The organism is Streptomyces sp. NPDC040432 (genome assembly GCF_055595445.1).
This window is the reverse complement of sequence record NZ_JBVIVP010000020.1, coordinates 1-13,696: the sequence shown is the minus strand read 5'-3', so window position 1 is coordinate 13,696 and position 13,696 is coordinate 1. Positions and strand designations below refer to the sequence as shown.

Below are 13,696 nucleotides of genomic sequence, written 5' to 3'. Positions count from 1 at the left end.
GCGGGTGCCGCGCGACGTCCCGGGGATCCGGAATTTGCCGTTCCGTGCTGGTCAGCCCGCCTGGGCCTGGCCCTGGCGCGGATCTTCCTTGGTGTAGGTGAGACGTTCCACCTGACCGGGCTGGAAGCTGTCCTTGATCTCCTTGCCGTTCACGAAGAGGTTCACGGCCCCGGCGTCACCGAGCACGAGGTCGATCGACTCCTTGTCCGTGAAGGTCTTCGACTCGCCCTGCGTGAGGGTTCCGTCGAACAGCAGTCGCCCGCTGTGGTCCTTCGCGGAGATCCAGCTCTCGCCCTCGCTGGCCGTCAGGACCACGGTCACGAGGTCCTTGGGGGCCGCCGCGATGGCACTGTCGGACGGCGTCGGCTTCGGCGCCTGGGGGGTCTGCTGGGGCTGTGCGGCGGGCTTGCCCGCCGGCTGCTTGGGTGCGGGTTTCGGGGAGGCGGAACCTTCCGCCAGCGGACGCTTGCTCTGGGCGTCGCCACCGCTGAAGGCGGTGAAGCCGACGAAGCCGATCACGGCGACGATGGCGGCGACCATGGCGGCGGTCCAGTTGGGCCGCTGCCGCTCGGGTCGGATCCGCTCGGCTTCGAACATCGGCGCGGCGGGCGTGGGTGCCGGCCGGCCGCCGTGGGCCGCGTCGTAGCTGTCGATCAGGGGTGCCGGATCGAGGTGCACGGCGCGGGCGAGCGTACGGATGTGGCCGCGGGCGTAGACGTCGCCGCCGCAGCGCGTGAAGTCGTCCTCTTCGATCGCGTGCACGATCGGGATGCGCACGCGGGTGGTGGAACTGACCTCGTCGACGGTGAGCCCGGCGGCGATCCGGGCCTTCTTGAGGGCCGTCCCGATCGACGGCTCTTCGACGGAACGTTCGACGATGCGGTCCTCGGACCGGTCGTCGGTCGAAGGCCGCTCTTCTTCGGGGGAGTTGGAGTTGCCGATGGACACGAGGGCGCCTTTCGAGCGTGTAGCCACCTGCTGGCTTACCAGTCTAGGGGGGTGACGAAAGGGTGGGGCAACCGGAGGGTCCTCTTCCTACGCCATCCGAATGGCTTCGGGAGGACCCCCGTCGTCTCCTCAACTTGACGCACGCCCAAGGGAAACGGTTGCCCGCCGATCCCATACGGTCGAGTGAGCCGGACGGACCCCGTTCTACGGCGTGTCCTCGCCCCGGATCACGGCGAGCACGCCGTCCAGCTCGTCCGGTTTGAGCAGGACGTCGCGCGCCTTCGAACCCTCGCTCGGACCGACGATCCCCCGGGACTCCATCAGGTCCATGAGTCGCCCCGCCTTGGCGAAGCCGACGCGCAGCTTGCGCTGGAGCATCGAGGTGGAGCCGAACTGGGTCGAGACGACGAGTTCCGCCGCCTGGCACAACAGGTCCAGGTCGTCGCCGATCTCCTCGTCGATCTCCTTCTTCTGCTTCTGTCCGACGGTCACGTCGTCCCGGAAGACGGGCGCCATCTGGTCCTTGCAGTGCTGGACGATCCCGGCGATCTCGTCCTCGGTGACGAACGCGCCCTGGAGGCGGACCGGCTTGTTCGCGCCCATCGGCAGGAACAGTCCGTCACCCTTGCCGATCAGCTTCTCGGCGCCCGGCTGGTCCAGGATGACCCGGCTGTCGGCGAGCGAGGAGGTCGCGAAGGCGAGCCGGGAGGGCACGTTGGCCTTGATCAGACCCGTCACCACGTCCACGGAGGGCCGCTGCGTGGCCAGCACCAGGTGGATGCCGGCCGCGCGGGCGAGCTGGGTGATCCTGACGATGGAGTCCTCCACGTCGCGCGGCGCCACCATCATCAGGTCCGCGAGCTCGTCGACGATCACCAGCAGGTACGGGTACGGGTTGAGCTCCCGCTCGCTGCCCGGCGGCAGTTTGATCTTGCCGTCCCGGATCGCCTGGTTGAAGTCGTCGATGTGCCGGTAGCCGAAGGCGGCCAGGTCGTCGTAGCGCAGGTCCATCTCGCGGACCACCCACTGCAGGGCCTCGGCTGCCCGCTTCGGGTTCGTGATGATCGGCGTGATCAGGTGCGGGATGCCCTCGTACGCGGTCAGCTCGACCCGCTTGGGGTCGACGAGGACCATCCGGACGTCCTCGGGGGTGGCCCGCACCATCACCGAGGTGATCAGGCAGTTGATGCAGGACGACTTGCCGGAGCCCGTCGCGCCGGCGACCAGCACGTGCGGCATCTTCGCGAGGTTGGCCATGACGTAGCCGCCCTCGACGTCCTTGCCGAGCGCGACCAGCATCGGATGGTCGTCCTCGGCGGCGTCCGCGAGGCGCAGGACGTCCCCCAGGTTCACCATCTCGCGGTCGGTGTTCGGGATCTCGATGCCGACCGCCGACTTGCCGGGGATCGGGCTGATGATCCGCACGTCCGGGGAGGCCACGGCGTAGGCGATGTTCTTCGCCAGGGCCGTGATCCGCTCCACCTTCACCGCGGCGCCGAGGGTGACCTCGTAGCGGGTGACCGTCGGCCCCCGGGTGAAGCCCGTGACCTGCGCGTCGACCTTGAACTCGGTGAACACGTTGCTCAGCGAGGCCACGACCGCGTCGTTCGCGGCGCTGCGGGTCTTGCCCGGCCCGCCCCGCTCCAGCAGGTTCAGCGAGGGCAACGCGTACGTGATGTCCCCGCGCAGCTGGAGCTGCTCGGCACGCGCGGGCAGCGGCTGGGCCTCGGGCGCGGCCCTCGTCAGGTCCGGCACGGACAGCGTCCCGGAGGCGGCGGCGGTGCGCTCGCTCGGCGGATCGGTGACGACGGGCGCCGCGGGCGGGGGCTCCGACACCGCGGGCGCGTGCGCCGGCGGCTCGGGCGCGCCCGCGACGACGGTCCGCTCCTCCCGCGCGGGCGGCACCGGAGCGGTGATCTCCACACCCTCCGGCCCGGTGGAGATGCCCTGGGTGAGGTCGGCGACCAGCGGGGACGGGGGCAGACCCCCGTAGACGACGCCGTCCAGCGCCGCGGCGGCGGCCGCGGCGACGTCGACCGCGTCCATCTCCCGCTCCCCCGGCCGGGCGGAGCTGCGCCGCGGCCGGCGCCGGCGGGCCAGCGCCGCCTCCTCGGCGGCGTCGGCCGGATCCCCGTGGTCCGCGAGCTCCCCGGCCCGCGCCCGCCACTGCTCGGCGTCGTGCCGGTCGCGCCCGCCCTGCGGAGCGGCGCCCTCCGCCTCCCCGTACCCCTCGTCGTACTCGTTCGGCGCGATGATGCCCAGCCGGATGCCGAGGCGGCGCAGCCGCTGCGGGATGGCGTTGACCGGGGTCGCGGTGACGACCAGCAGTCCGAACACGGTGAGCAGCACCAGCATGGGGACGGCCAGCGGCGCGCCCATGGTGAAGATGAGCGGCTTGGAGGCGGCCCAGCCGACGAGCCCGCCCGCGTTCTGCATCGCGGTCGTGCCCTCGTCGCGGCCGGGCGCCCCGCAGGCGATGTGCACCAGCCCGAGCACGCCGACGGCGAGCGCCGACAGGCCGACGCCGATGCGCCCGTTGGCATCGGTCTGTTCCGGGTGGCGGATGAAACGTACCGCCATGACACCGAGCAGGATCGGGACGAGCAGGTCCAGACGACCGAAGGCACCGGTGACCAGCATGGTGACCAGGTCCCCGACGGGTCCGCTCAGGTTCGACCAGGTCCCCGCGGCGACGATCAGCGCGAGGCCCAGCAACAACAGCGCGAGCCCGTCCTTGCGGTGGGCCGGGTCGAGGTTCTTGGCACCTCGACCCATCCCGCGGAAGACCGCCCCGACCGCATGGGCCAGACCGAGCCAGCAGGCGCGCACCAGTCGCAGCACGCCCCCGGTCGGGGACGGCGCCGGCTTGGCGGCGACCTTCTTCACCGGGGCGCGCCTGGCCGCAGCGGCCTTCTTCGCGGGGGGTTTGCGCGCGGGCGCGGACTTCTTCGCCGGCGCCGTCGTACGGCCGGTGCGGCCCTTCGCGGTGCCCGCACTGCTCGGGGAACCCTTGCCGGACGTACTTGAGGCCATGGGCCGAGGTTACCGGTGCGCGCGCCGGTGGACACGCGTGCCCACCCCTTCACCCGTTCGTGTCGCCAGGTCCGTACGCACTTTGACGCCCCGGCAGACCTGACATCCACCCAGCACGCCTACCGGAAGCCAGCGTTCCGCCGGGTCGTCCGCCGGAGCCCTGCCGCGCGACCCACCGGCGGCCGCCCCGTACCCGACGGGACGGCTCCGCCCGGTCGCCGACGCCGCCGGCTCAGCCCTGCGCGGGAAGCACGGCGGTCGGGCCGCCGGTGCCCGGCTCCAACGCGTCGAGCGCGCGCCGCAGCCCCGTCAGCTTCCGCTCCAGATGGGCGGCGGTCGCCACGACCGCGCCGTCGGCGGAATCCTCGCCGAGTTGCTTGGTCAGTGCCTCCGCCTGCTCCTCGACCGCGGCGAGCCGCGCGGAGAGTTCGGCCAGCAGGCCCGCCGTCTCCTTGCTGCCGTCCACGCCGTTGGAGCCGCCGCCCTCCAGTTGGAGCCGCAGCAGCGCCGCCTGCTCCCGGAGCTGGCAGTTCTTCGTGTACAGCTCCACGAAGACCGAGACCTTGGCGCGCAGCACCCACGGGTCGAACGGCTTCGAGATGTAGTCGACCGCACCCGCCGCGTAACCGCGGAACGTGTGGTGCGGGCCGTGGTTGATCGCGGTGAGGAAGATGATCGGGATGTCCCGGGTCCGTTCCCTCCGCTTGATGTGCGCGGCGGTTTCGAATCCGTCCATGCCCGGCATCTGGACATCCAACAGGATGACCGCGAAATCGTCCGTCAACAGCGCCTTGAGCGCTTCCTCCCCCGACGACGCCCGGACCAGTGTCTGATCGAGCGCGGAGAGGATGGCCTCCAGCGCCAGCAGATTCTCCGGCCGGTCGTCGACCAGGAGGATCTTGGCCTTCTGCACCATGCCCTGTCCTCCTCGCCCCGGCATGGGGCCTCCCCGGCTCCGGGCGCCGGCCTGTGTGCCGGGCCCCGCCCCAGAGAACGGCATCCCTGAGCCGTCCGTCCTTGTGCCGGTCATCGTAGCCCCAGTCCCGAGATCGCCACACCCTGTCACCAAGATGTCACTGTGCACGAAGCGGAAACGTGAGAGGAGGGGAGAAGGTTCCCCTTCGCCCCACCCACCGCGCGCCCGCCGTCCGGTCGGTGATCACTCGTCGCGCATGTGCTGCTCCATCACCGACAACAGGTAGTCGGGCTCGACCGGCTTGGTGACGTAGTCGGACGCCCCGGAGTCGATCGCCTTCTCCCGGTCGCCCTTCATCGCCTTCGCCGTCAGCGCGATGATCGGAAGTCCCGCGAACTGCGGCATCCTGCGGATCGCCGAGGTCGTCGCGTACCCGTCCATCTCCGGCATCATGATGTCCATCAGCACGAGCGCCACGTCGTCGTGCTGCTCCAGGACCTCGATCCCCTCCCGCCCGTTCTCGGCGTAGAGGACCGCCAGCCCGTGCTGCTCCAGCACGCTGGTCAGCGCGAAGACGTTGCGCACGTCGTCGTCGACGATGAGCACCCGCTCGCCGTGGAAGTCGTACGTCCGCGGCGGCGTCGGCAGCGGCTCCTCCAGGTCCCACGCGCCCCCGTCCGCCTGCCCCGGCACCTCACCGCGCGCCGGCGCCTCGGGCTGGGCCTTGCGGCGCCGTCGGAACAACGCCGACGACCCCTGACCCGACGGCTCCGCCGCGGGCAGCGCGGCCCGCACCGGCGGCGCGGACAACGGGGCCGGCCCGAACGGCTCCGGCTCCGGCTGCGCCTCCTCGGCCGCCCTGCGGTAGTCCCCGCGCGCGCCGCCCGGCGCGGGCGGGGCGTACCCCTGCGGGGGCAGCTCGCTCGGGTGGAGCGGCAGGTACAGGGTGAAGGTCGACCCCCGGCCCGGCTCGCTGGCCGCGTGGATCTCCCCGCCCAGCAGCCGGGCGATCTCCCGGCTGATGGACAGCCCCAGACCCGTGCCGCCGTACTTGCGGCTCGTCGTCCCGTCCGCCTGCTTGAACGCCTCGAAGATCACCAGCATCTTGCTCGCCGCGATCCCGATCCCGGTGTCGGTCACCGAGAAGGCGATCAGGTCGGCGTCCGCCTCGCGCAGCGAACCGGCTTCCAGCAACTGCTCCCGGATCGCGGTCGGAACATCGCCGCCGGCCGGCCGGATGACCAACTCCACCGCCCCGGTGTCGGTGAACTTCACCGCGTTCGACAGCAGGTTGCGCAGCACCTGCAGGAGCCGCTGCTCGTCGGTGTGCAGCGTCGCCGGAAGCTCCGGGGACACCCGCACCGAGAAGTCCAGGCCCTTCTCCGCGGTCAGCGGACGGAAGGTGGCCTCCACGTAGTCCACGAGCTGGACCAGCGCGATCCGCGTCGGCGAGACGTCCATCTTGCCCGCCTCCACCTTCGACAGGTCGAGGATGTCGTTGATCAGCTGGAGCAGGTCCGAACCCGCCCCGTGGATCGTCTCCGCGAACTCCACCTGCTTCGGCGAGAGGTTCTCGTCCGCGTTGTCGGCGAGCAGCTTGGCCAGGATCAGCAGCGAGTTGAGCGGGGTCCGCAGTTCGTGGGACATGTTCGCCAGGAACTCGCTCTTGTAGCGCATCGAGACCGCGAGCTGCTCGGCGCGCTCCTCCAGGACCTGCCGCGCCTCCTCGATCTCGGTGTTCTTCACCTCGATGTCCCGGTTCTGCTGGGCCAGCAGCTCGGCCTTCTCCTCCAGTTCCGCGTTCGCGGCCTGGAGGGCCTTCTGCCGGTTCTCCAACTCGTCGGAGCGCTCCCGCAGCTGCTCGGTCATCTCCTGCGACTGCTTCAGCAGCATCTCCGTCTTGGAGTTGACGGAGATGGTGTTGACGCTCGTACCGATCATCTCGGCGATCTGGCTGAGGAAGTCCTTCTGGATCTGCGTGAACGGCTGGAAGGCGGCCAGTTCGATGACGCCGAGCACCTTGCCCTCGAAGAGCACCGGCAGCACGATCACGTGCGCCGGGGGTGCCTCGCCGAGCCCCGAGGAGATCTTGAGGTAGCCCGGGGGGGTGTTCTCGACGAGGATCGTCCGCTTCTCCTCGGCGACGGCGCCGATCAGCCCCTCCCCGGGCCGGAAGGAAATGGGCATCTGACCGCCGGCGTACGCGTAGCTCCCGCGCATCCGCAGCTCGTACGAGCCGTCCGCGCCGCCGTCCGTCCCGATCTCGGTGCTCCCGCCGGTCGGCAGCGCCAGGAAGAAGGCCCCGTGCTGCGCGGAGACCACTGGTGTCAGCTCGCTCATGATCAGCGAGGCGACGTCGTCCAGTTCCCGGCGGCCCTGCATGAGGGCCGAGATCCGGGCCAGGTTGCCCTTGAGCCAGTCCTGCTCCTTGTTGGCCAAGGTGGTGTCGCGCAGGTTCACGATCATCGTGTTGATGTTGTCCTGGAGGACCTGGATCTCCCCCGCCGCGTCCACGTCGACCTTCAGGCTCAGGTCGCCCCGGGTCACCGCAGTGGCGACGGCCGCGATGGCCCGCACCTGCCGGGTCAGGTTCCCGGCCATCTCGTTCACGGACTCGGTGAGGTCGCGCCAGGTGCCGTCCACGTCCCGCACCCGGGCCTGGCCGCCCAGGATGCCCTCCGTGCCCACCTCGCGCGCGACCCGGGTCACCTGGTCGGCGAAGGAGGACAGCTGGTCGACCATCGTGTTGATCGTGGTCTTGAGCTCCAGGATCTCGCCGCGCGCATCGATGTCGATCTTCTTGGTCATGTCGCCCTTGGCGATGGCGGTCGTGACCATGGCGATCTGCCGCACCTGACCGGTCAGGTTGGACGCCATGAAGTTCACCGAGTCGGTGAGGTCCTTCCACGTCCCCGAGACCCCGGGCACGTGCGCCTGACCACCGAGCCGACCCTCCGTACCCACCTCGCGGGCCACGCGCGTGACCTCGTCGGCGAACGAGGACAGGGTCTTGACCATCGTGTTCACGGTGTCGGCGAGCTGCGCGACCTCGCCGCGCGCCTCGACGGTGACCTTCTTCGTCAGGTCGCCGTTGGCGACCGCCGCCGAGACCTGTGCGATCCCGCGCACCTGGGCCGTGAGGTTGCCGGCCATGGTGTTGACGTTGTCGCTGAGGTCCTTCCAGATGCCGGTCACCCCCCGGACCCGGGCCTGACCGCCGAGGATGCCCTCCGTGCCCACCTCGCGGGCCACCCGGGTCACCTGCTCCGCGAAGGAGGACAGCTGGTCCACCATCGTGTTCACGGTGGTGACGAGTTCCAGGATCTCGCCCTTGGCGTCGACCGTGATCTTCTTCGACAGGTCGCCCATGGCCACCGCCGTCGTGACCTCGGCGATGTTGCGCACCTGCGAAGTCAGGTTGTTCGCCATGAAGTTGACGGACTGGGTGAGGTCCTTCCAGGTGCCGGAGACCCCCTTCACCTCCGCCTGACCGCCGAGGATGCCCTCCGTACCCACCTCACGGGCGACGCGGGTCACCTGCTCCGCGAAGTTCGAGAGCTGGTCGACCATCGTGTTGAGGGTGTTCTTCAGCTCCAGGATCTCGCCCCGGGCGTCCACGTCGATCTTCTGCGACAGATCACCGCGCGCCACCGCCGTCGCGACCTGCGCGATGTTGCGCACCTGCGACGTCAGGTTCCCGGCCATGCCGTTCACCGAGTCGGTCAGATCGCGCCAGACCCCGGCCACCCCGGGCACCTGCGCCTGCCCGCCGAGCCGACCGTCCGTACCCACCTCGCGGGCCACGCGGGTCACCTGCTCGGCGAACGCCGAGAGCTGGTCGACCATCGTGTTGATGGTGTTCTTCAGCTCCAGGATCTCGCCCCGGGCGTCCACGTCGATCTTCTGCGACAGGTCGCCCCGCGCCACCGCCGTCGTCACCTGCGCGATCTGACGCACCTGCGAGGTCAGGTTGCCGGCCATGAAGTTGACCGAGTCGGTGAGCTCCTTCCAGGTCCCGGAAACCCCCTCGACCCGCGCCTGGCCACCGAGACGGCCCTCCGTACCCACGTCCCGCGCCATGCGCGTCACCTGGTCGGCGAAGGACGACAGTTGGTCGACCATCGTGTTCACGGTGTTCTTCAGCTGGAGCATCTCGCCCGAGACGTCCACGGTGACCTTCTGCGACAGGTCGCCGTTCGCCACCGCCGTCGTCACCTGCGCGATGTTGCGGACCTGCCCGGTCAGGTTGCGGAAGGCGGTGTTCACCGAGTCGGTGAGGTCCTTCCACGTACCCGCCGCACCCGGCACCTGCGCCTGACCACCCAGCTCACCCTCGACACCGACCTCACGGGCCACCCGCGTCACTTCGGCGCCGAAGGACTGGAGCTGGTCGACCATCGTGTTGACGGTGTTCTTCAGTTCCAGCATCTCGCCGGCCACGTCGACGGTGACCTTCTGCGACAGATCGCCGTTCGCCACCGCCGTCGTCACCTGCGCGATGTCCCGCACCTGTGTGGTCAGGTTCCGGAAGACCGTGTTCACCGAGTCGGTGAGGTCCTTCCACGTACCCGCCGCACCCGGCACCTGCGCCTGACCACCGAGCAGCCCCTTGGCGCCGACCTCGCTCGCCACGCGCGTGACCTCGTCCGCGAACGTACGCAGCGTCTCGGTCATCTGGTTGATCGTTTCGGCCAGTTGCGCCACCTCGCCGCGCGCGCTGACCCGCACCTTCTGCGACAGGTCACCGTTCGCGACGGCCGTCGTGACCTGCGCGATCCCGCGCACCTGGGCCGTCAGGTTGCCCGCCATCGTGTTGACGGAGTCGGTCAGGTCCTTCCACACGCCCGCGACCCCGGGCACCTTCGCCTGACCACCGAGCTCACCCTCCGTGCCCACCTCGCGGGCCACCCGGGTCACCTCGGACGAGAACGACGACAGCTGGTCCACCATCGTGTTCACGGTGTTCTTCAGCTGGAGCATCTCGCCGGCCACGTGCACCGTGACCTTGCGCGACAGATCGCCCTTGGCCACCGCCGTCGTCACGAGAGCAATGTCACGCACCTGGGCGGTGAGCCGGTACGCCATGGTGTTGACGGAGTCGGTCAGGTCCTTCCAGGAACCGGACATTCCGCGCACCTGCGCCTGCCCACCGAGCTTGCCCTCGGTACCCACCTCCAGCGCGACGCGCGTCACCTCGTCGGTGAACGCGGACAGCTGGTCGACCAGGTTGTTGACCGTACGACCGACCTTGAGGAACTCCCCGCGCAGCGGGTGCCCGGCTCCCTCCGAAGCCTGTGTGCGCAAGTCCATGCGCTGATCGAGATCGCCCTCGGCGACCGCCGCGAGCACCCGGCCCACCTCGGAGACCGGCCGGGCGAGATCGTCCACCAACTGGTTCGAGGCGTCGATCGCGGCCGCCCAGGAACCCTCGCAGGCACCTGTTTCCAGCCGTTCGCCCAACTTGCCCTCGCGGCCCACCATCCGCCGGACCCTGGACAGTTCACCGGTCAGGTGGAGATTGCGGTCGGCAACCTCGTTGTAGACGGCGGCAACCTCCGCCATCACGCCGTCGCCGGACACCGTAAGCCGTTTGCGGAAGTTTCCGTCGCGCATCGACACCAGTGCCGTGAGCAGCCGGTTCAGAGCGGCGGTATCGACTTCCGTCGTACCGCCGCGCCGGGACCGGCCCCCCTTGGGGCGCGTTCCCGCACGCCGCACCGCTGCTCCAGACTCCACCGTGTCCCTCCCGAAAGGGTCGACCGCTGTTCCACCGGACATCCGAGTATCCAAAATCAGGCTCTCCAAGCCTGCCCAGTGTTTCACCCCGGCCCAACCCGGCCATAACACTCCGGCACCATCGCACACCGGCCGTACCCTGCGGGTGGAATCCCCCACGACGGCCTCCTTGCCACCGCGAAGGTAAGTAACCTGGCATCCGATGTCCCACCGCGTCGAAGGAGACTTGTTGATCACGGCACGGGCGGCTGCCAGTTTCGACCCCCAGGGGCGCTCGGTCGCCGCTGCCCGAGCGTTCGTCCGCGACACCCTGCAGGGCTGGGGCTTCGCGGACATCGTCGACGACGCCGTGGTCCTCACGAGCGAGCTCGTCACCAACGCCGTCGTCCACGCGGGAACCCGGGCCGAGGTCCTGTGCCTGCGCGCCGAGGACGGCATCCGCGTCGAGGTCGCCGACCACTACCCCGAGCGCGAGTTGCCGCTCGCCCACCCCGGCGAACGCCCCTACGCCGACCCCGACCGCGAGAGCGGCCGGGGCCTGATGCTCTGCGCCGCCCTGGCCACCCGCTGGGGCGTCGAGTACACGGCCACCCACAAGCACGTCTGGTTCCGCCTGGACCTGCCGGACCGGCCGGTCGGTACCCGCTCCGCGGGACCCGTCGTCCCGGACCAGTTCCTCCCGCTGACCGACAGCCGGGTCCGCGTCGCCGTGATCCAGGTCGACGCGGGCGACGCCGTCGCCGCCTGGAACGAGGACGCCGAGCACATCTTCGGTCACCCCGCGGAGAAGGCCGTGGGCCGCCCGCTCGCGGAACTCGCGGCCTGGCCGCAGACCCCCGGTACCGGCACCGGCATCGCCGAGGCCCTGCGCCTGTCGCGCTGGGAGGGCAGTTACGGCATCCGCGGCGCCGACGGCCGGGTCATCCCCGTGTACGCCTCCCACCTGCGGGTGCGCGACGCCCACGGCGAACCCTCCATCGTCTGCCTCCTCGTCCACGACGACGAGCGCGCCCTGCTCCAGACCCCGGTGCGGATCCCCTCCGACGGGGGCCATCCCGGTGAGAGCCGTCCGGTCGACCCCTTCGAGGTGTTCATCGGCTCCCCCGCCCCGGACGACCTGGAGAGCCTGCTCCAGCGCACCGTGGAGCGGGCCCGGGACATGCTCGACGCCGACGCCGCGTTCCTGCTGCTCGCCACGGACGACGAGACGGAGCTGGAGGTCCGCGCGACCACCGGCCTGCCCTCGACCCGTCAGCGGTTCGCCCGGGTTCCCGTGGAGGCGGGCACGAACCGCTACGGCTCGGCCCGCATGCCGGCCGTCCACGACGATCTCGCGGCCGTCCCGGGAGCCGTGCCGCTCCTGGAGTCGACCGGCATGCGGTCGGCCGTCACGGTCCCCCTCAAGGTCGAAGGCCGTCTCACCGGCTCCCTGGGCATCGCCGCGGAGAGCGCCGGCCGCTACACCAACGAGGAGGCCCTGCGCCTCCAGTTCGCCGCCGACCGCATCGCACTCGCCGTCGAGTCCGCCCGCCTCGGCGAGCTGGAACGCCTGCGCCGCGGCTCCCTGTCCTTCCTCGTCGAGGCCTCCGACCTGCTCGCCGGCACCCTCGACCGGGACCAGACGCTGGCCCTCATGGCCCAGATGACCGTTCCGACCCTCGCCACCTGGTGCGCCGTCTACACGATCGCCGACCAGGCCTCGGACCCGTACCTGGCCTACGTCCTGCACGAGGACGAGGAGCACATCGACGGCCTGAAGGCCCTGCTGTCGCGGGTCAGCCCGCCCGAACCGGTCCGCGAGGCCGGAGCCCGCCCGTGGGTGGCCGCGGCCACCGCGGTCGGCGGCGACTCCGTCGTCCTGCCCCTCCTGGCGCGCAACCGCGTGATCGGCATGCTCACCCTGGGCAAGCCCCGCGAGGAGCACTTCCGCCAGGAGATCCTCGAACTGGCCGACGACCTCTCCCGCAGGGCCGCCCTGGCGCTCGACAACGCCCGGCTCTACTCCGAGCGCACCGCCATCAGCCGTTCCCTCCAGCGCAGTCTCCTGCCGCCCGGCTCCCCGGCGATCCCCGGGATGGAGGTGGAGGTCATCTACCGTGCCGCCGGCGAGGGCAACGAGGTGGGTGGCGACTTCTACGACGTCTTCCCGATCCGTGACGGCGTGTACGGCTTCGCCATCGGCGATGTCTGCGGTACGGGCCCGGAGGCCGCCGCGGTCACCGGCCTGGCCCGGCACGCCCTGCGCCTCCTGGCCCGCGAGGGCCTCGGCGGCCCGGCGGTCCTGGAGCGCCTCAACGCGGCCATCCTCGACGAGGGCGCCCGCAGCCGGTTCCTGACCCTCCTGTACGGCGAGTTGCATCCCCAGCCGGACGGCGGCGCCCTGATGAAGGTTGTCTGCGCCGGTCACCCCCTCCCACTGCGTCTGCGCCCGGACGGCGAGGTCACCTCGGCGGCCGAACCGCAGCCCTTGCTGGGCGTCATCGATGATCTGGACCTGTACGAGCAGACGCTCACCCTGGATCCGGGCGACGTTCTTCTTTGTGTCACGGACGGTGTGACGGAACGCCGTGAGGGCAGCCGCATGCTGGGGGACGACGGCCTCGCCGAGGTTCTCACAACCTGTACGGGGCTGACGGCCGGAGCGGTTGCCTCCCGCGTCCTGCGCGCGGTGGAACGTTTCGCGGCGGAACCCGCCTCGGACGACATGGCCATCCTCGCCTTCCGCGTCCCCCACCAGCGCGAAAGCGCCTGACCGATATCTGCCGCCCCTTGCCGGGAACCCGTTCCGTACGGATTCCCGGCAAGGGGCGGCACCATTGGCGGCACCATCACAACGGGCCCGGAACGCAAAAAGGCCCCCGCCAAGAGGCGGGGGCCTTTTTGTCTTACCTGAGCCCTTTAACGGAATCGAACCGTTGACCTTCTCCTTACCATGGAGACGCTCTACCGACTGAGCTAAAAGGGCGGGTTGTTCGGCGGCGTCCTACTCTCCCACAGGGTCCCCCCTGCAGTACCATCGGCGCTGAAAGGCTTAGCTTCCGGGTTCGGAATGTAACCGGGCGT

At 70.4% G+C, this 13,696-nt stretch carries 5 protein-coding genes, 1 tRNA gene and 1 rRNA gene; 1 reads left to right on the top strand and 6 read right to left on the bottom strand.

The features are described 5' to 3' along the window. Positions 1-51 precede the first annotated feature (51 nt). From ACZ58N_RS29955 to ACZ58N_RS29940, 4 genes are all read right to left on the bottom strand, one after another. On the bottom strand, positions 52-948 hold the full coding sequence (locus tag ACZ58N_RS29955; protein WP_471166064.1) for a helix-turn-helix domain-containing protein: 897 nt from the start codon (positions 946-948) through the stop codon (positions 52-54). 204 nt (positions 949-1,152) lie between these two features. Further along, positions 1,153-3,981, bottom strand: coding sequence for a DNA translocase FtsK (locus tag ACZ58N_RS29950; RefSeq protein WP_471166062.1), 2,829 nt, complete (start codon positions 3,979-3,981; stop codon positions 1,153-1,155). Between the two features lie 232 nt (positions 3,982-4,213). Continuing rightward, the gene (locus tag ACZ58N_RS29945) at positions 4,214-4,897 is read right to left on the bottom strand and encodes a response regulator (RefSeq protein ID WP_389701146.1); all 684 of its coding nucleotides are present in this window, start codon (positions 4,895-4,897) and stop codon (positions 4,214-4,216) included. 243 nt (positions 4,898-5,140) lie between these two features. Next, positions 5,141-10,633 carry a HAMP domain-containing protein gene (locus ACZ58N_RS29940; RefSeq protein ID WP_471166059.1) on the bottom strand — a complete coding sequence of 1,831 codons (5,493 nt, stop codon included), beginning with the start codon at positions 10,631-10,633 and terminating at the stop codon, positions 5,141-5,143. A gap of 202 nt (positions 10,634-10,835) precedes the next feature. On the opposite strand from ACZ58N_RS29940, the gene ACZ58N_RS29935 reads away from it, so the two are divergent. Further along, entirely contained in the window at positions 10,836-13,385 is a 2,550-nt protein-coding gene (locus ACZ58N_RS29935; protein ID WP_471166057.1) for a SpoIIE family protein phosphatase, read from the top strand. A gap of 140 nt (positions 13,386-13,525) precedes the next feature. Here the strand turns inward: ACZ58N_RS29935 and ACZ58N_RS29930 are convergent. After that, a tRNA-Thr gene (locus ACZ58N_RS29930) sits at positions 13,526-13,598 on the bottom strand. 5 nt (positions 13,599-13,603) lie between these two features. Continuing rightward, positions 13,604-13,696: ribosomal RNA gene (gene rrf, locus ACZ58N_RS29925) — 5S ribosomal RNA — on the bottom strand; the annotation flags it as partial.